Source organism: Pseudoxanthomonas sp. 22568 (genome assembly GCF_052044485.1).
Taxonomy (GTDB): domain Bacteria; phylum Pseudomonadota; class Gammaproteobacteria; order Xanthomonadales; family Xanthomonadaceae; genus Pseudoxanthomonas_A; species Pseudoxanthomonas_A beigongshangi.
The window spans coordinates 182,863-205,908 of record NZ_JBQENC010000007.1 but is presented as its reverse complement, the minus strand read 5'-3'; the positions used below and the strand labels follow the sequence as shown (position 1 = coordinate 205,908).

The 23,046-nt window shown below is 65.3% G+C and carries 19 protein-coding genes; 14 read left to right on the top strand and 5 right to left on the bottom strand.

All coding sequences use genetic code 11. The annotated features are described in order from the left end of the window. The first annotated feature begins 4 nt into the window (after nucleotides 1-4). The 6 genes from murC to lpxC all read left to right on the top strand — a co-directional run bounded on the left by murC (nucleotide 5) and on the right by lpxC (nucleotide 7,116). The gene (gene murC / locus ACTJI2_RS11260) at nucleotides 5-1,474 is read left to right on the top strand and encodes a UDP-N-acetylmuramate--L-alanine ligase (protein ID WP_440842117.1); all 1,470 of its coding nucleotides are present in this window, start codon (nucleotides 5-7) and stop codon (nucleotides 1,472-1,474) included. After that, nucleotides 1,471-2,436: a D-alanine--D-alanine ligase gene (locus ACTJI2_RS11255; protein ID WP_183639025.1), complete on the top strand. Its 966-nt coding sequence runs from the start codon at nucleotides 1,471-1,473 to the stop codon at nucleotides 2,434-2,436. The genes murC and ACTJI2_RS11255 overlap by 4 nt, the downstream gene beginning before the upstream one ends. Beyond that, the gene (locus tag ACTJI2_RS11250) at nucleotides 2,436-3,275 is read left to right on the top strand and encodes a cell division protein FtsQ/DivIB (RefSeq protein WP_440842115.1); all 840 of its coding nucleotides are present in this window, start codon (nucleotides 2,436-2,438) and stop codon (nucleotides 3,273-3,275) included. Before ACTJI2_RS11255 ends, ACTJI2_RS11250 begins: the two co-directional genes overlap by 1 nt. Further along, nucleotides 3,272-4,507, top strand: coding sequence for a cell division protein FtsA (gene ftsA / locus ACTJI2_RS11245; RefSeq protein WP_141455691.1), 1,236 nt, complete (start codon nucleotides 3,272-3,274; stop codon nucleotides 4,505-4,507). Before ACTJI2_RS11250 ends, ftsA begins: the two co-directional genes overlap by 4 nt. A gap of 226 nt (nucleotides 4,508-4,733) precedes the next feature. Next, the gene (gene ftsZ, locus ACTJI2_RS11240; RefSeq protein ID WP_141455692.1) at nucleotides 4,734-5,963 is read left to right on the top strand and encodes a cell division protein FtsZ; all 1,230 of its coding nucleotides are present in this window, start codon (nucleotides 4,734-4,736) and stop codon (nucleotides 5,961-5,963) included. A gap of 235 nt (nucleotides 5,964-6,198) precedes the next feature. Beyond that, nucleotides 6,199-7,116 carry a UDP-3-O-acyl-N-acetylglucosamine deacetylase gene (gene lpxC / locus ACTJI2_RS11235; RefSeq protein ID WP_183639022.1) on the top strand — a complete coding sequence of 306 codons (918 nt, stop codon included), beginning with the start codon at nucleotides 6,199-6,201 and terminating at the stop codon, nucleotides 7,114-7,116. Between the two features lie 181 nt (nucleotides 7,117-7,297). Here lpxC and ACTJI2_RS11230 read toward each other — a convergent pair whose 3' ends face one another. Beyond that, on the bottom strand, nucleotides 7,298-7,771 hold the full coding sequence (locus tag ACTJI2_RS11230) for a DUF721 domain-containing protein (RefSeq protein ID WP_183639020.1): 474 nt from the start codon (nucleotides 7,769-7,771) through the stop codon (nucleotides 7,298-7,300). A gap of 8 nt (nucleotides 7,772-7,779) precedes the next feature. Here ACTJI2_RS11230 and ACTJI2_RS11225 point away from each other — a divergent pair, with 8 nt between their 5' ends. The 3 genes from ACTJI2_RS11225 to ACTJI2_RS11215 all read left to right on the top strand — a co-directional run bounded on the left by ACTJI2_RS11225 (nucleotide 7,780) and on the right by ACTJI2_RS11215 (nucleotide 13,029). Beyond that, entirely contained in the window at nucleotides 7,780-8,730 is a 951-nt protein-coding gene (locus ACTJI2_RS11225) for a M23 family metallopeptidase (RefSeq protein ID WP_183639018.1), read from the top strand. A gap of 161 nt (nucleotides 8,731-8,891) precedes the next feature. Beyond that, nucleotides 8,892-11,630, top strand: coding sequence for a preprotein translocase subunit SecA (secA, locus tag ACTJI2_RS11220; protein ID WP_440842114.1), 2,739 nt, complete (start codon nucleotides 8,892-8,894; stop codon nucleotides 11,628-11,630). A 442-nt stretch (nucleotides 11,631-12,072) separates the two neighbouring features. Next, entirely contained in the window at nucleotides 12,073-13,029 is a 957-nt protein-coding gene (locus ACTJI2_RS11215) for a Nudix family hydrolase (protein WP_183639014.1), read from the top strand. A 30-nt stretch (nucleotides 13,030-13,059) separates the two neighbouring features. Here ACTJI2_RS11215 and coaE read toward each other — a convergent pair whose 3' ends face one another. From coaE to pilB, 4 genes are all read right to left on the bottom strand, one after another. After that, nucleotides 13,060-13,686 (bottom strand): dephospho-CoA kinase, encoded by a 627-nt coding sequence (gene coaE / locus ACTJI2_RS11210; RefSeq protein ID WP_440842113.1) that lies wholly within the window; start codon nucleotides 13,684-13,686, stop codon nucleotides 13,060-13,062. Nucleotides 13,687-14,187: 501 nt separating this feature from the next. Then, nucleotides 14,188-15,051: a prepilin peptidase gene (locus ACTJI2_RS11205; protein ID WP_183639010.1), complete on the bottom strand. Its 864-nt coding sequence runs from the start codon at nucleotides 15,049-15,051 to the stop codon at nucleotides 14,188-14,190. Between the two features lie 3 nt (nucleotides 15,052-15,054). Further along, the gene (locus tag ACTJI2_RS11200; RefSeq protein WP_440842112.1) at nucleotides 15,055-16,323 is read right to left on the bottom strand and encodes a type II secretion system F family protein; all 1,269 of its coding nucleotides are present in this window, start codon (nucleotides 16,321-16,323) and stop codon (nucleotides 15,055-15,057) included. Between the two features lie 159 nt (nucleotides 16,324-16,482). Then, nucleotides 16,483-18,222: a type IV-A pilus assembly ATPase PilB gene (pilB, locus tag ACTJI2_RS11195; RefSeq protein ID WP_141455701.1), complete on the bottom strand. Its 1,740-nt coding sequence runs from the start codon at nucleotides 18,220-18,222 to the stop codon at nucleotides 16,483-16,485. A gap of 212 nt (nucleotides 18,223-18,434) precedes the next feature. Here pilB and ACTJI2_RS11190 point away from each other — a divergent pair, with 212 nt between their 5' ends. Genes ACTJI2_RS11190 through ACTJI2_RS11170 form a run of 5 tightly spaced genes read left to right on the top strand, consistent with a single transcriptional unit; the run spans nucleotide 18,435 to nucleotide 23,033 of the window. After that, nucleotides 18,435-19,286 carry a glycosyltransferase family 2 protein gene (locus tag ACTJI2_RS11190; RefSeq protein ID WP_440842110.1) on the top strand — a complete coding sequence of 284 codons (852 nt, stop codon included), beginning with the start codon at nucleotides 18,435-18,437 and terminating at the stop codon, nucleotides 19,284-19,286. Between the two features lie 18 nt (nucleotides 19,287-19,304). After that, the gene (locus ACTJI2_RS11185) at nucleotides 19,305-20,108 is read left to right on the top strand and encodes a class I SAM-dependent methyltransferase (RefSeq protein WP_440842109.1); all 804 of its coding nucleotides are present in this window, start codon (nucleotides 19,305-19,307) and stop codon (nucleotides 20,106-20,108) included. Beyond that, nucleotides 20,105-21,049, top strand: a complete 945-nt coding sequence (locus ACTJI2_RS11180; protein ID WP_440842108.1) for a lysylphosphatidylglycerol synthase domain-containing protein — start codon at nucleotides 20,105-20,107, stop codon at nucleotides 21,047-21,049. Before ACTJI2_RS11185 ends, ACTJI2_RS11180 begins: the two co-directional genes overlap by 4 nt. Continuing rightward, nucleotides 21,046-21,879: a class I SAM-dependent methyltransferase gene (locus ACTJI2_RS11175; RefSeq protein ID WP_440842107.1), complete on the top strand. Its 834-nt coding sequence runs from the start codon at nucleotides 21,046-21,048 to the stop codon at nucleotides 21,877-21,879. Before ACTJI2_RS11180 ends, ACTJI2_RS11175 begins: the two co-directional genes overlap by 4 nt. Further along, nucleotides 21,879-23,033 carry a glycosyltransferase gene (locus ACTJI2_RS11170; protein ID WP_440842106.1) on the top strand — a complete coding sequence of 385 codons (1,155 nt, stop codon included), beginning with the start codon at nucleotides 21,879-21,881 and terminating at the stop codon, nucleotides 23,031-23,033. Before ACTJI2_RS11175 ends, ACTJI2_RS11170 begins: the two co-directional genes overlap by 1 nt. Nucleotides 23,034-23,046 lie beyond the last annotated feature (13 nt).

The following is a 23,046-nucleotide window of genomic DNA, read 5'->3' as shown; positions in this document are numbered from 1 at the left end:
CCGCATGATGGCCGCCGCACGCGAACGCCGCCTGCAGCACACCGGCAACCTGGCGCGCGAATTCCGTCGCGTCCACTTCGTGGGCATCGGCGGTTCCGGCATGAGCGGCATCGCCGAGGTGCTGTGCACGCTGGGCTATGAAGTCTCCGGTTCGGACAACGCCGACAATGCGGCGACCCGCCGGCTCGTCTCGCTGGGCGCGCGGGTGATGCGTGGCCACAACGCCTCCAACGTGCTCGGCACCGACTGCGTGGTCGTGTCCAGCGCGATCAAGCACGACAACCCCGAATTGATGGAAGCGCGTTCGCAGCGCATCCCGATCGTGCCGCGCGCGGCGATGCTGGCGGAACTGATGCGTTTCCGCCGTGGCATCGCGGTGGCCGGCACCCACGGCAAGACCACCACCACCAGCCTGACCGCGGCGGTGCTGAGCGAAGGCGGGCTGGATCCGACCTTCGTCATCGGCGGCCAATTGCTGGCCGCCGGCGCCAACGCCAAGCTGGGCGATGGCCAGTGGCTGGTGGCCGAGGCCGACGAGAGCGATGGCAGCTTCCTGCGCCTGAACCCGCTCATCTCGATCGTCACCAACATCGACGCCGACCACCTGGAGAACTACGGCAACGATTTCGAACGGATCAAGGCCGCGTTCGCGGAATTCCTCCAGCGCCTGCCGTTCTACGGCCTGGCGGTGCTGTGCATCGACGACGCCGAAGTGGCCGCGCTGGCCGCGGAGACGCCGCGCCACGTGATGACCTACGGCTTCGCCGACAACGCCGACGTGCGCGCCGAGGACGTGGAGCAGGAAGCCGGGCGCATGCGTTTCACCCTGCGCCTGCCCGAGGACGTCAGCATCCCGGTGACGCTGGCCCTGCCGGGTCGCCACAACGTGCAGAACGCGCTGGCCGCCGCCGCCGTTGGCTGGCAGCTCGGCGTGTCGCCGGAGAACATCGCCGCCGCGCTGGAGAAGTTCGCCGGCATCGGGCGCCGCTTCAACGATCTGGGCGAAGTCGCCACCGCCGCCGGCGCGCGCGTGCGCCTGGTGGACGACTACGGCCATCACCCGAAGGAACTGGCCGCGGTGTTCGCCGCGGCACGCGGCGGCTGGCCGGACAAGCGCCTGGTGGTCGCGTTCCAGCCGCACCGCTACAGCCGTACCCGGGACCAGTTCGATGCATTCGCCGCGGTGCTGTCGGAAGCCGACGCGCTGGTGCTGAGCGAGGTGTATCCGGCCGGCGAGGCGCCGATTGCCGGTGCCGACGCCAAGTCGCTGGCGCGCGCCATCCGCGCGCGCGGCCGCAACGAGCCGGTGGTGGTCAGCCAGGTCGCCGATCTGATTGACGTGCTGCCGGACGTGCTGCGTGACGGCGATCTGCTGCTGCTGATGGGTGCTGGCGACATCGGCCACATCTCCCAGCAGATCGCGGCGCACGGTTTCGTGGATCCCAACGGCGCGAAGGCGCAACAACACTCATGAGCAAGTTTTCGTTCCCGCCACCGCGCGTCACCGACCCGGCCCGTTTCGGCCGCGTCGCCGTGCTGCTGGGTGGTACTTCCAGCGAAGCCGAGGTTTCGCGCGACTCCGGCCGCAACGTGCTGGACGCGCTGCGCGCGCGCGGCATCGACGCCACCGCCGTGGATGGCATTCCCGCCCTGGCCGAGGCGCTGGTGCAGCGCCGCTTCGATCGCGTCTTCAATATCCTGCACGGCCACAAGGGTGGCGGCGAGGACGGCGTGGTGCAGGGCCTGATGGAAGCCTTCGGCATGCCGTACACCGGTTCGCCGGTGCTCGGCTCGGCCCTGAGCATGGACAAGGTGCGCACCAAGCAGGTCTGGCTGTCGCTGGGCCTGCCGACGCCGCGCTATGTGCGCCTGCTGAAGGGCGACGACGTGCACGCCGCAGCCCGCGAGCTGGGCCTGCCGGTGATCGTCAAGCCGGCCAACGAGGGTTCCAGCGTGGGCGTGACCCGGGTGTTCCAGGACAGCGATCTGGATGCCGCCGTGGAGCTGGCCATCCGTTACGACGGCGAACTGCTGATGGAGCAGCTGATCGAAGGTGACGAACTGACCGTAGGCATCCTTGGCGGGGTCGCGCTGCCGTCGATCCGGATCGTGCCCAAGGGGCAGTGGTACGACTACCACGCCAAGTACGTGGCCGAGGACACCCAATACCTGTGCCCCGGCCTGGAGGGCGACGACGAGAGCGAGATCCGGCGCATCGCGCTGGCCGCGTTCCAGGCGGCCGGTTGCCGCGGCTGGGGCCGCGTCGACGTGATGCGCGATCGCGCCAGCGGCCGCTTCTACCTGCTGGAAGTGAACACCGCGCCGGGCATGACCAGTCATTCGCTGGTGCCCAAGGCGGCGGGGCAGGCTGGCCTTGATTTCCAGGAACTGTGCTGGCGCATCCTGGAACAGACGCTGCCGGAGGTGGTCGGCTGATGAACGCCGTGCTGCGCATCCTCGCCTGGCTGCTGGCCGTCGCGCTCGTCGCATTGCCGGTGGTGGCGGTGGTCAACGGCTGGATCGGCGCCGATCGCTGGCCGCTGACCCGGTTGCGCGTGCACGGCGAGTTCGAGCGCGTGGATCCGGCGCAGCTGCGCGCGGTGGTGCTGCCGTACGCCCAGCGCGGGTTCTTCGCGGTGCGGTTGCAGGAAGCGCAGGACGCGGTGGAACAGCTGCCCTGGGTCGAGCGCGCGGAAGTGCGCAAGCGCTGGCCCGACGTGATGGAGATCAGCATCGTCGAGCACCGGCCGTTCGCGCGCTGGGGCAAGGATCGCCTGCTGTCCGAGCACGGTCGCCTGTTCCCGACGCCGAAGGCCCTGCAGGATCTGAAACTGCCGCAGCTCGGCGGGCCGGATTCGCAGGTCAGGGAAGTGGTGTCGCTGTACAACGAAGCCCGCCAGTTGTTCGCGCCGCTCGGCTTGAACGTGGAAACGCTGACCATGGATCGGCGTGGCAGCTGGACCCTCACCCTGGGCAACGGCACCGAAGTGGTGATTGGACGCGCCGACGCCCGTCCGCGCCTGAGCCGCTTCGTGCGCATGCTCCCGCAGATCCTCGCCCGCCAGGACCAACCGCTGCTGCGCGCCGACCTGCGTTACACCAATGGTTTCGCGCTCAGCTGGGGCGCTGTGAAGCCGGCAGTCGGGAATCGGGAATCGGGAATCGAAGCAACGATTTCCGATTTCCCACCAACCGTCGCGCGCATCGTTCCTGATCCTGGAGCGCTTTCCTCCATTCCCCATTCCCCATTCCCCATTCCCGGTCTCGCAACATGAATCGCAAGGGCGACAAATCGCTGATCGTCGGTCTCGACATCGGCACCTCCAAGGTCACCGCACTGGTGGGCGAGTACGCCCCCGGCAATCCGATCGAAGTGATCGGCATCGGCTCGCATGAATCGCGCGGGCTGAAGCGGGGCGTGGTGGTCGACATCGAATCGACCGTGCAGTCGATCCAGCGCGCGGTCGAGGAAGCCGAGCTGATGGCCGGCTGCGAGATCCGCTCGGTCTACGCCTCGATCTCCGGCAACCACGTGCAGTGCCGCAATTCGCCCGGCATCGTGCCGATCCGCGACGGCGAGGTGACCTGGGGTGATCTGGACCGCGTGCTGGAAGCGGCCAAGGCGGTGGCGATCCCGGCTGATCAGAAAATCCTCCACGCCATCCCGCGCGAGTACAAGCTGGACAACTCGCAGGAAGGCATCCGCAATCCTGTGGGCATGACCGGCGTGCGCCTGGAAGTGGATGCGCACCTGGTGTTCTGCGCACAGTCGGCCGCCGCCAACATCAGCAAGTGCGTGCAGCGCTGCGGCCTGCAGATCGACGACCTGATCTTTTCGTCATTGGCCTCCAGTGTCGCCGTGCTTACCAGCGACGAGCGCGAACTCGGCGTGGTGCTGGTCGACCTGGGTGCGGGCACCACCGATCTGGCGGTGTTCATGCAGGGTGCGATCTGCCACACCGCCTCGCTGCCGATCGCCGGCGACCAGGTCACCAACGACATCGCGCACATGCTGCGCACGCCGACCCCGGAAGCCGAGCAGATCAAGGTGCGCTATGCCTGCGCGCTGGCCCAACTGGCCACCGCCGAGGAAAGCATCCAGGTGCCCAGCGTGGGCGATCGCCCGCCGCGCCGCCTGCCGCGCCATTCGCTGGCGCAGGCGGTGCAGCAGCGCTACGAGGAAATCTTCGAGATGGTCCAGGCCGAACTGCGCCGCTCCGGCTTCGAGGAGCGCGTGCGCGCGGGCATGGTCCTGACCGGCGGCGCTTCCAAGATGGAAGGCGTGGTCGAACTGGCCGAGGAAATGCTGCAGATGCCGGTGCGCGTGGGCATCCCCCAGCACGTCACCGGCCTGGGCGAAGTCGTCGGCAACCCGGTCCACGCCACCGGCGTCGGCCTGCTGCTGATGGGCAGCCAGATCGAACACCCGCGGCGGCCGTCACTGCCCACGGGCAAGGCCGGCAGCTGGTTCAAGAAGATCCAGAACTGGTATCGCGGTGAGTTCTGACGGCCGGGAATCGGGAATAGGGAATCGATAGTCGTAGAAGCAAAAGCAAGACAGCGGCAGGTTGGAAAGAAGCAAGGCGCGGCAGGCAGGCAGAGACGTAGTTCATTGGCGGTACGCAACACCACTTAAAACACAACAACTCGCCGGAAACGGCATGGGCAGAGGGAAAGCACTTTCGATTCCCGATTCCCCATTCCCGATTACCGGCCCAAAGAGGACAACGGACATGGCACATTTTGAACTGGTTGAAAAGATGGCTCCGAATGCGGTGATCAAGGTCATTGGCGTGGGCGGCGGCGGCGGCAACGCGGTGGCGCACATGGTCAACGGCAGCGTGGACGGCGTGGAATTCATCACCGCCAACACCGATTCGCAGGCGATCAAGAACTGCGGCGCCAAGCTGCAGCTGCAACTCGGCGGCAACGTCACCAAGGGCCTGGGCGCGGGCGCGAATCCGGAAGTCGGCCGCCAGGCCGCGCTGGAAGATCGCGAGCGCATCATCGAGGCGCTGGACGGCGCCGACATGGTGTTCATCACCGCCGGCATGGGCGGCGGCACCGGCACCGGCGCCGCGCCGGTGGTGGCGCAGCTGGCCAAGGAGATGGGCATCCTGACCGTGGCCGTGGTCACCAAGCCGTTCCCGTTCGAAGGCCGTCGCCGCATGCAGGTGGCGCTGAAGGGCATCGAGGAACTGAGCCACCACTGCGACTCGCTGATCACCATCCCGAACGAAAAGCTGATCACCGTGCTGGGCCGCAACGCGACCATGATCCAGGCGTTCCGCGCCGCCAACGACGTGCTGCTCGGGGCCGTGCAGGGCATCGCCGACCTGATCGTGCGTCCGGGCCTGATCAACGTCGACTTCGCCGACGTGCGCACCGTGATGAGCGAAATGGGCCTGGCGATGATGGGCACCGGCCACGCCCGCGGCGATGACCGCGCGCAGGCCGCCGCCGAGAGCGCCATCCAGAACCCGCTGCTGGACGACGTCAACCTGTCCGGCGCCAACGGCATCCTGGTCAACATCACCGCCGGTCCGGACTTCACCATGGCCGAGTTCGACGAAGTCGGCCGCACCATCGAAGGCTTCGCCTCCGAGGACGCGACCGTGGTGGTCGGCACCGTGCTGGATCCGGACATGCAGGACGAGGTCCGGGTGACCGTGGTCGCCACCGGCCTGAACCGCGCCGTCGCCCGCCAGCCAGTGGGCCGTGGCCTGGATCGCGAGCCGGTGCGCGCACCGATCAAGCTGGTCCGCGACGCGACCACCGGCCTGCCGGCGTTCGACGCGATGGCCAATGTCGATCCGGTGGCCGACGCCGTCGGCGGCCTGGGCCTGCGCCGTGGTTCGGCGGCTCCGGCGAGCGCGCCGGCCGCGTCGTCTGCCCCGGCGGCGGCCGACCTGCCCGCGGACTACCTGGACATCCCGGCGTTCCTGCGCCGACAGGCGGACTGACCTCCGCCTCCTGAAACACCCTCCCGCCGGTCCGGGGGAGGGCGCGGTACCGCCATGTCCCTTCGCTGCCGGGCCTGCCCGGCCCGGCAGCCCTTTCCGTCCCCGTCGGGAAATCGGACAGGTTCGCGCGGCATTGTTTCAGCCGTGGGACAAAGCAATTCTTCCGTTAAGATTCAGCTAATTGCGTGCTATTCTCGCCGCTCTTGGTCAGCACCTTCACCTCGGTCCCCCTCCGATGGCCCAGCAACGCACCCTCAAGAACGTGATCCGCGCCACCGGCGTGGGCCTGCACAGCGGCGAAAAGGTCTACATGACGCTGCGTCCGGCCCCGGTGAACACCGGCGTCGTGTTCCGGCGCGTGGATCTGGAGCCGGTGGTGGAAATGCCGGCCAGCGCCGAACTGGTCACCGAGACTACGCTGTGCACGGGCCTGAGCTGCGACGGCGCCAAGGTGCAGACGGTCGAACACCTGATGTCCGCGCTGGCGGGTCTGGGCGTGGACAACGTCTACGTCGAGCTGTCCTCGGCCGAACTGCCGATCATGGACGGTTCCGCCGGCCCCTTCGTGTTCCTGCTGCAGTCCGCCGGCATCGCCGAGCAGAATGCGCCCAAGCGCTTCATCCGCATCAAGTCGCCGGTGGAAGTCACCGAGGGCGACAAGGTGGCGCGCTTCGATCCCTACGAGGGCTTCCGGGTGGGCTTCACGGTCAAGTTCGATCACCCGATGATTCCGGCCTCGCAGTCGCGCGCCGAAGTCGAGTTCTCCACCGGCGCCTACATCAAGGAAGTCGCGCGCGCGCGCACCTTCGGCTTCATGCGCGACCTGGAGTACATGCGCGAGCGCAACCTAGGCCTGGGCGGTTCGATGGACAACGCCATCGTGCTGGACGAGTTCCGGGTCCTCAACGACGACGGCCTGCGCTACGCCGACGAATTCGTCCGCCACAAGATCCTCGACGCCATCGGCGATCTCTATCTCGCCGGCCGCCCGATCCTGGGCGCCTACGAGGGCTACAAGTCCGGGCACGCCCTGAACAACAAGCTGGTGCGGGCCCTGCTGGCCCAGCCGGAGGCGTGGGAAGAGGTCACTTTCGAGGATGCCCGCCATCCTTCGCCGGTGCTGTACGGCACCCCCGCCACCGCGGCGGCCTGAGTCCCACCAGCTCCCTCCGATCGCTTTCCGGTGAAACCGTATTCGAAAGGATGCGGCGTCGCCGCATTGTCGTTTGTGTGATTCAGGTCAAATTTCTGGCCTGAATTTAACTAATTATTAACTTTCAACTAACGACCCGGGTCGCCATGCCCGGTACCATGCCTTGCCTTCGCGTCGCGGGCTAGCGCTTCCGCCCGCCGCGCCGGTTGTCAGGAGCAGTACCTCCTCCGGCGGAGTCCGGAGATTCCAAGGATGCCAGGACAGCCGCCAGCGCCTTGCGTGAGGCTTCCGGAACAGGTGGTGCCGTTGTTTCTGCCCGAAGATTCGGGTGGAGCGGGGCGGTTGTTGTTTTGACGGTCACCTCGGTCACCGTCAGTCCGACGGATCGGGCGGCATCAAGCAGTTCGACGGAGGCGAGCCGGAGTTTGGCGCGCCACACGGGGGAGTCGACGATAAAAACGAGCCGTTCGCCGGCCACATTCGCCAAACGGCAATGGGGAGCCAGGGCGGGCGGGAGACAGGGGCGAAGTTGCTGTTCAAGGGCGTCGAGCCAGAGGGCACGACGCACCGGGTCGGCGGCAGCATCCGTCAGCGCGGCCTGGAGGGCCGGTTGCGGAGTGCTTGCGCCACGCGGCTTGGACTTCGAATCAGACATCGGTATCTATGGCTTTTCAAAACATCGTAAACAATTCGCGCGCCTGGTTGGCCAATCATCTCGCCGGCCCCGCCTACAAGGCGCGCAGTCTGGTCCACGCAAGACCGCTCACCACCGCCGCCTGTCTGCTCGCCGTTGGCCTGGTCGCCGGCCTGGCCGGACGCAGCGCGATGGGCATGGCCCAGGTCTCGCTCCTGCAGGCCAAGACCGAGCGCCAGGACGCCGAACTCGAGCAGGTCCGCCGCGGCGCCCAGCAGGAAATCAACGCCATGGCCGCGCGCCTGGGCGAACTGCAGGCGCAGGCCAACCGCCTCAACGCGCTGGGCGACCGCCTGACCCGCATGGGGCAGTTGCAGGACGGCGAGTTCGATTTCGAGGAGCCGGTGGGCGTCGGCGGCAACGATGCCGTCTACGACATGTCGCCGTCCGAACTGGACAAGGGCGTCAGCCAGCTCGAACGCCAGTTCGCCGCCTCCGGCCAGCAGCTGTCGGTGCTCGAAGCGCTACTGTTCAACCGTGAGCTGGACAAGAACGCGACTCCGTCGCGCATGCCCATCGCCAACAGCTACATCACCTCCGGCTTCGGTGGCCGCGCCGATCCGTTCGGCGGCGGTGGCCAGTACCACAAGGGCATCGACTTCAAGGCCAGCGTGGGCGACCCGGTGCTGGCCGTGGCCGACGGCGTGGTCAGCTTCGCCGGCATCAAGGGCGGCTACGGCAACGTGGTCGACGTTGATCACGGCAACGGCTACGTCACCCGTTACGCGCACAACTCCCGCCTGGTGGTGAAGTCCGGCGACCTGGTGCGGGTCGGCCAGGAAGTGGCCAAGGCCGGTTCCACCGGCCGCTCGACCGGCGCCCATGTGCACTTCGAAGTCTGGGAAAACGGCCGCGTGGTCAACCCGCGCAAGTTCCTCGGCGACGGTCCCACCCCGGTCGGCAAAATCAAGCGGGGCTGAGCTTCGGGAGGGGCTTCCGGCAGGGTTGATTCCCCCGGGGGCGCCCCAAGCTACAATACGGTGTTGCCAGACAGGGCGCAGTGCGCCCTGTTTCGTTTTGGGGTCCCGCTCGCCGGCCTGTTCGCGACGGCCCCGACGCTCATTTCCAACCGGTTCCTTACATGATCAACAACTTGCTTACCCGTGTCTTTGGCAGCCGCAACGAACGCCTGCTGAAGCAGCTCCAGCGCAGCGTCGGCAAAATCAATGCCCTGGAACCGGAGATGGAGAAGCTCTCCGACGACGAGCTCAAGGCCAAGACCCCTGAATTCCAGAAGCGCGTCGCCGACGGCGAGTCGCTGGACAAGATCCTGCCCGAAGCGTTCGCCGTCTGCCGTGAAGCCAGCCGCCGCGTGCTGGGCATGCGCCACTACGACGTGCAGCTGATCGGCGGCATGGTGCTGCACCTGGGCAAGATCGCGGAAATGCGCACCGGTGAAGGCAAGACCCTGGTCGCGACCCTGCCGGTCTACCTCAACGCGCTGGAAGGCAAGGGCGTGCACGTGGTGACCGTCAACGACTACCTGGCCCGCCGCGACTCGGCCTGGATGGGCCGCCTGTACAACTGGCTGGGCCTGTCGGTCGGCGTGGTCTACCCGGGCATGCCGCACAGCGACAAGCATTCGGCGTATGCCGCCGACATCACCTACGGCACCAACAACGAATTCGGTTTCGACTACCTGCGCGACAACATGGCGATGGCCAAGGAGGACCGCTTCCAGCGCGGCCTGCACTACGCCATCGTCGACGAAGTCGACTCCATCCTGATCGACGAGGCGCGCACCCCGCTGATCATCTCCGGTCCGGCCGACGAATCCCCCGAGCTGTACCTGCGCGTCAACCAGATCGTGCCGAAGCTGGTCAAGCAGGAAAGCGAGGAAGGCGAGGGCGACTTCTGGGTCGACGAGAAGGGCAAGCAGGTCCACCTGTCCGAGGCAGGCATGGAGCACGCCGAGGCGCTGCTGCTGCAGGCCGGCATCCTGAAGGACGAGGAAGACAGCCTGTACGGCGCCAACAACCTCACCGTGGTGCACCACCTCAACGCCGCGCTGCGCGCGCACGCGATCTACCAGCGTGACGTGGACTACATCGTGCGCGACGGTGAAGTGGTGATCGTCGACGAGTTCACCGGCCGCACCCTGCCGGGCCGCCGCTGGTCCGACGGCCTGCACCAAGCGGTGGAAGCGAAGGAAGGCGTGCCGGTCCAGCGCGAGAACCAGACGCTGGCCAGCATCACCTTCCAGAACCTGTTCCGCATGTACAAGAAGCTGTCCGGCATGACCGGTACGGCGGACACCGAAGCCTACGAATTCCAGAGCATCTACGGCCTGGAAGTGATCGTCATCCCGACCCACCGCCCGACCGTGCGCAAGGATTCGCCCGACCAGGTGTTCCTCAACCGCAAGGGCAAGTTCAACGCGGTGCTGGCCGACATCCAGGACTGCTACCAGCGCGGCCAGCCGGTGCTGGTCGGCACGACCTCGATCGAAACCTCCGAGATGCTGTCGGAGTTCCTGACCAAGTCCGGCGTCCCGCACGAAGTGCTCAACGCCAAGCAGCACGAGCGCGAAGCGCACATCGTCGCGCAGGCGGGTCGTTCCGGCGCGGTCACCATCGCCACCAACATGGCCGGCCGCGGTACCGACATCGTGCTGGGCGGTTCGCTGGAAGTGGAACTGGAGCAACTGCCGGAAGACGCCACCGACGCCGATCGCCAGCGGGTCAAGGCCGAATGGCAGCAGCGCCACGAAGCGGTCAAGGCCGCCGGCGGCCTGCACATCATCGGCACCGAGCGCCACGAATCCCGCCGCATCGACAACCAGCTGCGTGGCCGTTCCGGCCGCCAGGGCGATCCGGGTTCGTCCCGCTTCTACCTGTCGCTGGAAGACAACCTGATGCGCATCTTCGCCTCGGACTGGGTCCAGAAGGCGATGAAGCTGATCGGCATGAAGGAAGACGACGTGATCGAGGATCGCCTCGTCAGCCGCCAGATCGAAAAGGCCCAGCGCAAGGTCGAGGCGCACAACTTCGACATCCGCAAGAACCTGCTGGATTTCGACGACGTCAACAACGACCAGCGCAAGGTCATCTATTCCCAGCGCGACGAACTGCTGGAAGCCGATTCGGTGAAGGACAACATCGACGGTATCCGCGGCGACGTGGTCGCCGAGACGGTGGGCCGCTTCGTGCCACCGAACTCGGTGGACGATCAGTGGGATCTGGCCGGCCTGCAGCGCGAGCTGGAAGAGGAAATGGCGCTGGCCCTGCCGGTCACCGCCTGGCCGAAGGAAGCCGAGGAACTGGACGCCGAAGCGATCGAACAGCGTGTGCAGGACGCGATGAACCGCCACTTCGACGAGAAGGAAACGGTCATCGGCGGCGAGACCATGCGCGCGCTGGAAAAACACATCATGCTGACCGTGCTGGACAAGAACTGGAAGGAACACCTGGCGCGCATGGATTACCTGCGGCAGGGCATCCACCTGCGCGGCTACGCGCAGAAGCAGCCGAAGCAGGAGTACAAGAAGGAAGCCTTCGAGCTGTTCTCGGACATGCTGGAGCGGGTCAAGCGCGAAGTCGTGACCCTGCTGGCGCGCGTGCGCATTCGCACCGAGGAGGAAGTGGCGGCGCTGGAAGCGCAGGAGCGCGCGATGGCCGAAGCGCAGGCCCGGCAGATGCAGTTCCAGCACGCCGACGCCGGCGGCTACAGCGCCGACGAGGAAGCCGCACAGGCCCAGGCCGCGCAGGCCGGCCGCCCGGTGGCGATGCCGGCCGATGCCGGTCCCAAGGTCGGCCGCAACGATCCCTGCCCCTGCGGCAGCGGCAAGAAGTTCAAGCACTGCCACGGCCAGTTGGCCTGATACGACGGCAGTCGGTGAAGAAAAACAGGCGCCTCGAGGCGCCTGTTTTTTTTGGGGGTGTCGGGGTTGCCCCCATCCGCCTTCGGCACCTTCCCCCGCGTGCGGGGGAAGGGGGCAGGGGCAGATCGCGAGTGGGGAGTCGGGGAGAGGCGGGTCGGCAGGTATCGTTGGCTTCCGGCTTCCGGCTTCCTCGCGACTCCCGACTCCCGACTCCCGACTCCCGACTCCCGACTCCCGACTCCCGACTCCCGACTCCCGACTCCCGCGACCGCTGGCCGCTGGCCGCTGGCGCTCCCGAGTGAAGTCTCCCCGCCCCCGAAGTCGTCCCAACCCCTCCTTCCCCCGCTTGCGGGGGAAGGTGCCGAAGGCGGATGGGGGCAAGCCCTGAAACCGTGACCCACCGCATTTGCATTTGCGCGGAAATACCCGGCAAGCTTCGGCCATGTCCTCCGAACCTCTGCGATCCATCCACGTCGTGGCCGGCGTCATCAGCGACGCCCGCGGCCGCATCCTGCTGGCCCGCCGCACCGAGGGCCGTGATCTGGCCGGTCGCTGGGAGTTTCCCGGCGGCAAGCGCGAGGCCGGCGAAACCGAGGCCGAGGCGCTGATTCGCGAACTGCAGGAAGAACTCGGCATCACCGCCGAAATCGGCGAACCCATCATCAACGTGCCCCAGCAGTACCCCGACAAACGCCTGCGCCTGGACGTGCGCCGGGTACTGTCCTGGAAGGGCAATCCGCGTGGACACGAGGGACAGGCGCTGGCCTGGGTGGCGCCGGAGAAACTTCCGCGCTACGTGATGCCGCCGGCCGACCGCCCGGTGGTGGCGGCGCTGCTGCACCCGGATCGCTACCTGGTCACCCCGTCGCCGGCGGACGTCGACGACGAGACCTGGCTCGGCGCGTTGCAACGGGCGCTGGAGTCGGGCGTCCGCCGCCTGCAACTGAGAATGCCCGGGGTCGATGCGGAACGCCGTCGCCGACTGGCGCGCGCGGCGGTGGAGGCCAGTCAGCGGGCCGGCGTCGAGGTGCTGATCAATTCCGACATCGGCCTGGCACGCGAGCTGGGCGCGGGCGTGCACCTGCGCGCGGCGCAACTGCCGGAACTGTCGGTGCGGCCGCTGCCCGATGCGCAGCCGGTCGCCGCGTCCTGCCATACCGGCGAGGAACTGCGCCGTGCCGAGGACCTGGGCTGCGATTTCGCGGCGCTGGGCAGCGTGCGGGAAACGGCCAGCCATCCGGGCGGCAGCGTGCTGGGCTGGGAGGGATTCGCGCGCCTTCGCGAAGCGGTGTCGCTGCCGATCTACGCCATCGGCGGCCTGCAGCCGGACCATATCCTGGAAGCCCGCCAGCATGGCGCGCAGGGAATCGCCGCCATCCGCGGACTCTGGGCGGACTGAAGAAGTATCGGGGCGCGCTCGGCGCCGGCTCTAGGCGGATTCGCCGACGGCGGCGGCCAGGCGGCGGTAACGGGCATCCAGTTCCCCCACCGCGGCCTCCAGGCGGTCGATGTGACCGTCGTTGACCACGATGTCGTCGGCCAGCGCCAGGCGCTGGTCGCGATGCGCCTGTGCGTCCAGCATGCGTTCGGCCAGCGCGGCATCGATGCCGTCGCGCTGCATCAGGCGCGCCTTCTGCACCGCGCGCGGCACGTCGACCACCAGGATGCGGGAAAGCCAGGGATAGGCGGCGCGGCCGCTGCCTTCAGTCAATAGCGGAATGGTGGCGATGGCGTAGGGACTCTCAGCCGCCTGGCAGAGCGCCTGCATGCGTTCGCGGATGCGTGGGTGGAGGATGCCTTCGAGCACCCGGCGTTCGCTTTCGTTGCCGAACACGCGTGCGCGCAGGACCGCGCGATCCAGCCGGCCATCGGCCTGCAACACTTCCGTACCGAACCGGGCCGCGACTTCGGCCAGCGCGGGCTGGCCCGGCTCGACGATTTCCCGCGCCACCCGGTCGGCATCGGCGATGCCCACGCCGCGCGCGGCGAAGGCCCGCTCCAGCGCGCTTTTCCCGGACGCCACGCCGCCGGTCAATCCGATCACGTATTCGCTCATGCGCCCATTATTGGCCGGAACCGCCACGTTGTAGAGCGGAGCATGCTCCCCTGGCGTCGCCCCCAGCCGAGCAAGCTCGGCTCTACACGCTGCGTCCTTCCCCCCCCGCCTGCGGGGGAAGGTGCCCGAAGGGCGGATGGGGCCAAGCGGGAAGGTCGGGCTCAATCGCCCAGCCGAGCAAGCTCGGCTCTACACGCTGCGCCCTTCCCCCGCCTGCGGGGGAAGGTGCCCGAAGGGCGGATGGGGGCAAGCGGGAAAGTCAGACTCGAACGCCCAGCCGAGCAAGCTCGGCTCTACACGCTGCCCCCTTCCCCCGCCTGCGGGGGAAGGTGCCCGTAGGGCGGATGGGGGCCAGCGGGAAGGTCGGGCTTAATCGCCCAGCCGAGCAAGCTCGGCTCTACACGCTGCATCCTTCCCCGCCTGCGGGGGAAGGTGCCCGAAGGGCGGATGGGGGCCAAGCGCGAAATCAGGCCGAATCGACCCAGCCGAGCAACCCCGGCTCTACCGGAAGCCGGCGAAACGCAGATAGGCGTCGATCAGATCCTGGCCCCAGAAAAACACCACCCAGCCGGCGATGGCCAGATAGGGACCAAACGGAATGGGCGTGGCGCGGTCGCGGCCCTTCGCCGCCAGCCAGACCGAACCGATGATGGCGCCCACCAGCGAGGACAGCAGGATGGTGGGCAGGACGCCCTTCAGGCCAACCCAGGCGCCGATGGCCGCCAGCAGCTTGAAATCGCCGTGGCCCATGCCTTCCTTGCCGGTCAGCTGCTTGAACAGCCACCACACCGACCACAGCGACACGTAGCCGGCAATCGCGCCCAGCACCGCCGCCTTGGGCACCATGTAGAGGTTTTCCAGGCTGGCGATCAGGCCCAGCCACATCAGCGGCAGGGTCAGTTGATCGGGCAGCAGGCGGGTACGCAGGTCGATGCCCGACAGCGCCACCAGGAAGCAGCTGAGCAGCGAGGCGCCGAATCCCTGCCAGCCAAAGCCGAAGCGCCACACCGACGCGACCACCAGCAGGGCGGTGAGCAGTTCCACCAGCGGATACTGCACGGAAATCGGCGCCTTGCAGTGGCGGCACTTGCCGCGCAGGGCGAGCCAGCTGATCAGCGGGATGTTCTCGAACCAGGCCAGCTTGTGCTTGCAGTGCGGGCAGTGCGAACTCTCGACCACGATGCCGGGGGGCGGCGGGTCGTAGATTTCCGGTTCCTCGAGGATCTCGCGCGCATCGCGCCGCCATTGCCAGTCCAGCTTGCGCGGCAGGCGCAGGATGACCACGTTGAGGAAGCTGCCCACCAGCAGGCCCAGGCCGGCCGCGACCGGAAAGCCGAGGCCGGGATGTTGATCGAGGAATGCCACGAATTATCCGACCGTCATCGCCAGCTTGAAGATGGGCAGGTACATGCCGATCACCATGCCGCCGACCAGGACGCCGATGACCACCATGATGAAGGGCTCGATGAGGCTGGACAGCGCATCCACTGAATTGTTGACTTCCTGCTCGTAGTATTCGGCCACCTTGAACAGCATGGTGTCCAGCGCGCCGGCCTCCTCGCCGATGGCGGTCATCTGCACCACCATGTGCGGGAACAGCGCGGTCTGCTTCATCGCCACGTTCAACGGGTAGCCCACGGCCACGTCGTCGCGCATGCGGTGCACGGCCTTCTCGTAGACCGTATTGCCGGTGGCGCCGGCCACGGTGTCCAGCGCCTCGACCAGCGGCACGCCGGCCTTGAAGGTGACCGCGGTGGTGCGGGCGAAACGCGCCACCGAGGAATTGTGCATGATCTGGCCGACCACCGGCACCTTCAGGATCATGCGGTCGACGAAGTGCTGGAAGGCCGGGGACCGCTTGAAGCTGAAGACCGTCACCACGATGCCGACCAGCGCGATCAGCAGCAACGCCCACCACCAGGCCACCATGAAGCGGGACGCGGCGACGATCAGCTTGGTGAAGGCGGGCAGATCCGCGCCGAAGCTCTTGAAGGTCTCCTCGAACTGCGGCACCACGAACACCAGCAGGATGGCGCTGACCAGGATCGCCACCGCGATCACCATGGCCGGATAGAACAGCGCCTTCTTGATCTTGCCCTTCAGCGCTTCCAGGTTTTCCTTGTAGCTGGCGATGGTGTCCAGCACCGTCTCCAGCACGCCGGCGCCTTCGCCGGCCCGGACCAGGTTGCGGTAGAGCTCGTCGAACTGGACCGGGTGCCTGGAGATCGCCTCGGTCATCGAGGAGCCGCCCTCGATGTCCGCTCGCACCTGATCCACCATCTTCTTCATGCGTGGGTTCTTCTGGCCGCCCGCGATGATGTCCAGCGAGGTCACGATCGGCACGCCGGACTTCATCATGGTCGCCATCTGGCGGCTGAAGAAGGCGATTTCCTTCGGGCTGATGGTGTGCCCCGCAGAGCCGAACAGCGGCTTGGGCTTGACCTTGACCACGTTGGGGGTGATGCCCTGCCGGCGCAGTTCGGCGCGCAGCATGTTGGCGTTCTTGGACGGCTGCTCGCCCTTCATCTTGACGCCGCGCTTGTCCACGCCTTCCCAGACGAACACGCTGAGCGGGTTCTCGCGCGGGCCCGCGGACGTGATGGCGGTCTTCTTGGCAGCGGATCGGCTGATGGACATCGGCATTTCCCCGTCCGGTTTCCCCGACCGGACTTCATTCCGCATGGTAGCGGTTTATGGCCGGAAGGGAACTCCCCCGGCCTGTGACGCGGGGCAGGGTTTGGGATCCTGCCCCGCCGGGCGCGTGGAAAGCGGAGGAGGTCGGGCCACCCGCGCGGGTCAGTCCTTGGTGACGCGGTTGATCTCGGCCAGGCTGGTCACGCCGTTGCGGACCTTCATCAGCGCCGACTGGCGCAGGTCCCGCACCCCCGCCTGCTGGGCGGCTTCGGCGATCTGCAGGGCGTTGCCGCCTTCCAGCACGATGGTGGCGATTTCTTCACTCATCGGCATCACCTGGTAGATGCCGGTGCGGCCCTTGTAGCCGCCGGTGCATTCGTCGCAGCCGACCGCGTCGTAGAGGGTGAAACCGGCGCCGATCTCCTCCTCGCTGAAGCCTTCGGCCACCAGGGCGTGGTGCGGCAGTTCCACCGGCACCTTGCACCGCGAGCACAGCCGGCGGGCCAGGCGCTGGGCGATGACCAGGGTCACCGAGCTGGTGATGTTGTAGGGCGCGATGCCCATGTTCATCAGGCGGGCGATGGTCTGCGGCGCGTCGTTGGTGTGCAGGGTGGACAGCACCATGTGGCCGGTCTGGGCCGCCTTGATGGCGATCTCGGCGGTTTCCAGATCGCGGATTTCGCCGACCATGATGATGTCCGGATCCTGGCGCAGGAAGCTGCGCAGGGCGGCGGCGAAGGTCATGCCGCGCTTGGTGTTCTGCTGCACCTGGTTGACGCCCGGCAGGCGGATTTCCACCGGGTCCTCGACCGTGGAGATGTTGCGGATCTCGTCGTTCAGGATGCCCAGCGCGGTGTACAGCGACACCGTTTTGCCCGAGCCGGTCGGGCCGGTGACCAGCACCATGCCGTAGGGCTTGTGGATGGCGTCCTCGAACAGCTTCTGCTGATCCTTCTCGTAGCCCAGCTTGTCGATGCCCAGCTTGGCCGCGCTGCCGTCCAGGATACGCAGCACCACCTTCTCGCCGAACAGGGTGGGCAGGGTACTGACGCGGAAGTCGATCTGCTTGGTCTTGCTCAGGTTGAGCTTGATGCGGCCGTCCTGCGGCACGCGCTTTTCGGCGATGTCCAGTTGCGCCATCACCTTCAGGCGGGCGGCGATGCGCTGGCTCAGTTTGACCGGCGCCTTGGCCACCTGCTTGAGGATGCCGTCGATGCGCAGGCGCACCCGGTAGTCGGTTTCGTAGGGCTCGAAGTGGATGTCCGAGGCGCCGCGCTTGATGGCGTCAACCAGCACCTTGTTGACGAACTTGACCACCGGGGTGTCGTCGCCCTTGGCGTCGACGCCGCTGTCGGCACCGGCCAGTTCGTCGTCGTTGCCGACCTCCAGGTTGTCCAGGCCCTCGTCGTCGTCGCCGCCGAAGGCGCCGGAGAGGTTGCTGCTGGCGTTGATCCATTGGTCCAGCGCCCGCCGCAGCGAATCGTCGTCGACCAGGATCGGCTCCACCACCAGGTTGGTGTGGAACTTGATCTCGTCCAGCGCATGCATCTTGTTGGTGGGGTCGGAGACCCCCACGAACAGCTTGCTGCCGCGCTTGAACAGCGGCAGCACCTGGTGCTTCTGCAGCAGTTCCTCGCTGACCAGCTTGACCGCGTTGTGGGCCGGGTCGAAGCTGGCCACGTCCAGCAGCGGCATGCCGAACTCGATGGCATTGGCCGCCGCCATCTGCGAGGCGGTGACCAGTTTCTTCTCGATGATCCACTGGGCCAGCGGCAGCCGGGCCTCGGTGGCGCTGGCCATCGCGGCGCGGGCCGCGCCTTCCTCCAGCGCGCCATCCTGGACGAGGCGGCGGGCGATACCGGTGATGCCTACCAGGTTTGCGGTGTTGACGACGGCGCTCATGTGCAGGGTTCCCGTGGTGACAAGGGGCGCCGCAAGAAGCGGGCCAGCACGAACTTTACCGCAAGCGCCTCCGCATACGCGTGGCCGGACCTCCGGCCCGGAACGACCTGCGTCACAAGCTGACGCGATACGGCAATGGCGTGAGGGCGAGACCTGCCAGTCCCGAATGTGATTGAAGTAAGCTGGGCAGGGGAAAACAGACTGGGGCGGTAATGAGGATCAGCGTCGTATTGCCGGCCAAGAACGAGGCGGGGGGACTTCCGCGGACGCTCGAACGGTTGCGAGAGGTGCTGCCGGAAGCCGAAGTCATCGTGGTGGACGACGGATCCACGGACCAGACCGCCAGCCTGGCCGCCGCCCTGGGGGCCCGCGTGCTGACCTCGCCGTATTCGATGGGCAACGGTGCGGCCATCAAGCGCGGCGCGAGGGTGGCTACCGGCGACGTCATCGTGTTCATGGATGCCGATGGCCAGCACGATCCCGCCGATGCCCGTCGCCTACTGGACAAGCTCGGTGAAGGTTACGACATGGTGGTCGGAGCCAGGAACTGGGAGGGCCAGGCGGGGGTCAGCCGTGGCCTGGCCAATACCTTCTACAACTGGCTGGCCAGCCGGATGACCGGTTTCCAGGTCAAGGATCTGACCTCCGGGTTCCGGGCCGTACGCGCGGACAGGTTCCGGGAATTCCTCTACATGTTGCCTAATGGTTTCTCCTATCCCACTACCAGCACGATGGCATTTTTTCGCAGTGCGTACGCGGTAGCCTATGAACCGATTCCGGTTGCAAGGCGAATCGGCAAGAGTCATATACGCCCAATACGCGACGGTGTGCGCTTCCTGCTAATAATTTTCAAGATTGCCACGCTGTATTCACCATTGAAGCTGTTCGCGCCTACTGCGCTGCTGTTCTTCCTGACTGGATTGGGGTACTACGGTTTTACGTTCTTCACGCAGGGCCGTTTTACCAACATGAGCGCGCTGCTATTTAGCGCTTCTGTCATCATCTTCCTCATTGGCCTGATATCGGAACAGATCACTACGCTGATGTATCGGCGTGATTCGTGAGCAGGGGCGGCAAGCGATATGAACCACCGCTTGAACGAGTCTCGCCTGTTTGGCGTCGTAGCCCCCGGAATCGGGTGGGTGCCGCCCGTTCGATACCTGCTCCGACGGGAACGCATCCTGAGGTTGCTCGCCAGGACCTCACCGGGAAGCCTTGTTGAAGTGGGTTGTGGCGCCGGCGCGCTACTGCATGAACTTGCGCGAAGACATCTCCAAGCCTTCGGGCTTGAAACTTCTCCGCGAGCCAGAGCAATGGCGACGGAAATCGCAAGGATTGGGGGCGGTAAACAGGTCATCCTTTCCGAACAGCCGCCAGAATGGGGGCACGGACATGATCTTGTTTGCTCCTTCGACGTTCTGGAGCACATCGAGGACGATGATGAGGTCATCGGGTTGTGGAGCAGCTGGCTCAAACCTGGCGGGCGTCTCTGCGTATCGGTGCCCGCGCATCGGCGGCGCTGGGGAGCAGGGGACGAATGGGCAGGGCACTGGCGGCGCTATGACCGGCGGGATCTGGAGCAGGTCCTGGAGCGGCACGGACTCGTCATTGAGTACTTCGAATGCTACGGATTCCCGCTTGCCAATCTGACCGAATGGTGGGGAGACAGGTTTTATCGCCGGTTGCTGGAGCAACGGAGTGATACACATTCGCGCGCCGAAGCCACGGCCAGTAGTGGCATCGACAGAAGCGAATATCTACGCGCATTCGGAAAAATGAATTCACTCGCTGGCAGGCTCGGCCTACGCATTGCCATGTGGCTGCAGGCCGCTACCCGAGGGACCGACTGGGGAAGCGGTTACCTGGTACTGGCCAGAAAGCCATGAAAGGCGCACGCATCATCCTCTATGCGGCTGCGCTGTTGTTGGCCGCCTACTTCGTTTTGTTCGCCATCCGTGCACTGGATGCGAATGCCATTGCTCAGGCATTCTCCTCGCCAGCACAGGTATTGGCGATCGTGGTGGCTTCACTTATGTATGCCGGCATCATTCCGGTGACGGGCTGGGCCTGGAGTCGTCTTTTGGCAGGACAGTCGGAACAACGGAACGGCGCGGATCTGGCCGTCATCCTCGGCCTTACCCAGTTGGCCAAGTACGTACCGGGCAATGTGGCGCAGCACGCTACGCGGGCGGCTTTGGCCTTGCGTTCGGGTTTACGGGCACAGGCGTACTTCAGTACCTTGGCGCAGGAAACTTTGCTGGCCGTCGCGGCGAGTCTGATGGTTGGATTTGCACTACTGGCTTGGTCCGGACATCGGATGGAGCAACTCCCGCCATCGACAGAAGGATGGTTGTCTCTGGTCGCTGTAGCGCTTGGTGCCGCCGTGATCTTGCTGGCATCGGTGCGCTTGAAGCCTGAGGAACTGCATCGTCGCAGGGGTTGGGCCTGGAAAGCGCTGGCGTTGGCGGGTGGTCTTCCAGGACCGTCGATTACCTTGCTTGCGTTGGCCGCATATATCTTCAACTATCTGATTATCGGCATTGGTCTTTGGATCCTAAGTATTTACTCAGGCGCCGGATTGAGCTTCTCTCTGGTGACTGCTGCGTTCGCGCTGTCATGGGCATTGGGGTTCCTGGCTCCCGGGGCGCCGGCAGGTCTCGGAGCGCGCGAAGGCATCATGTTACTTTTGCTTCAGGGGGCCGCCCCTCCTGAGCGCTTGGCTGTCTTCGTGTTGCTTGCACGCTTGGTTACCGTACTGGGAGATCTGATTTGCTTTGCCGTTGCAAGCATTCTCAGTACACGACGGACCACAATCGGACCTCCATGAAAACTCAACTGGAAAGTACTGGCGAGCGCATGATCGAAGATGCATATGCGCAAACACCGGAAGGTCGTGTCATTTTGATGATGCACCTGGCCAGTTACGGGTTCGCTGAGAAATACTGCAATGGCAAGGATGTCCTGGACCTTGGGTGCGGCAGCGGCTACGGAACAGCACGAATCGCCGGGGTAGCGCGATCAGCTTGCGGCGTGGATGTCTCCAAAGACGCAGTGGCGTTTGCGCAAGCACGGCATGCTTCATCCAATCTGGCCTATCGAACGATTGAGGCGGACTCGCCACTGCCTTTCGATGACAGCAAGTTTGATGTGGTGTTGTCGTTCCAGGTTATCGAACATGTCAAGGACGATAGCTCATATCTTCTTGAGGCGCGCCGCGTGCTTAGGCCGCGCGGCATCATAATTGTGATTACACCTGATCGAAGGCACCGTCTATTGCCATGGCAGAGACCCTGGAATCGCTGGCATCTTCGTGAATACTCGCGAGCGGATCTGGAAGAGAAGGTAGGTCATGTATTTGGGATTGAGGAGTCCCTGCGGTTGGGGGCTGCATGGGAAACATCGGGTATAGAGATAAGAAGATGCCGAAAGCTCATGTGGTTAACCCTTCCCTTGACGCTCCCGTTCATACCCGAGCGCCTCCGGCTTGCGGGCTTGAATCTCTTGCATTCCATGCGGAAGGCCCCCGAGATTGTCCGTTCGATTGACGAAACTCCCGTGGCTGCTGATCCAATGGATCTCTCAAAAATTCTAATCGAGCGAGATCCACCCTATTCGATGAATCTCGTTCTGGTAGCCAGGAAGCAGGGCCAGGGCTAATGAGAATTTATGTTGCCGGCGTTGCCCTGCGCGGGAGTGGGTATCCGAATGCGGAGCGAACCGTAGCCTTGCTGCAAAGAAGTGGATTGTGCGAGGTGGAAGACCATGCGGACTGGCTCCCGCCGGATGCGCGGCTCTGGAGGCTGGTAGGTAGCGGCTGGATTGAACGTGCAGCCCTGTTGATCGGACTGGTATTGCGCGGTGGCCGGCAAGCTATTTCGCTCTGGGCACGTGCGAGGAAGGGCGATTTGGCGTACGTACCTTATCCGGCACCATTTACCTTGTGGTGGCTTTCATTCGTCCCTGAGCATGTGCGCCCTCGCTGCGTGGCTGATGTATACATCTCGCTCTGGGATTCTCTGGCGCGTGATCGAACACGAGGGACGCAAAAGAGTTTGGCCGTTAGAGCCATTTTCCACGTGGAGCGCAGGGCACTTCGTGCCGCCCATGTGGTTGTCGCAGACACGACATTAAATAAACGCCGTCTTTCCAGTGACTTCGGGATAGAAACGTGCAGGCTACGCGCGTTTCCTTTGGCAATAAACGCAGATCCTTTCTTGGTCATGCGCAGCAACAAGATCAAGAAGAGCGGGCCCCTAACGGTGCTTTTTTTTGGAACATTCGTTCCTCTTCATGGCATTGGCTGCGTGCTTGGGGCTATCGATGCGTTGGCCCAAGATGACCGCTTGCGGTTTCAGTTGATCGGTGATGGACAGCAAAGCGGAGAGGTAGAGGCGTTCTTCCGAACCTCGTCACGTCAGAACGCTGTGTGGAAACGGGAGTGGATGGGGTTGGATGAACTTGCAGAGGCGGTATCCAGTGCGGATGTTTGCCTGGGAGTTTTCGGCGGGGAAGGAAAGGCTGCCAGGGTGCTGCCTTTCAAGGCTTATTATGCATTGGCGGCGGGGAAGCCTCTGATTACCCAACGAGAATTATCGCTTCCAGATGACGTGCCAGTTCCACCATTCTTGTGGGTGGATGGCCAGGATCTATCCAGCCGTATCCAATCTCTTGTGCAACGACTAAGGGAGTTGGCTGGAAATCCTGAACTACGGGCATCGTTGGGCAAGGAGTCTGAAAGCTACTATGACGCTTACCTGTCGGAAAAGGCGGTTCTTGCGCGGTGGACGGAGTTGTTGCAGGAGGAACGATAGTCAGTGCTCGTGG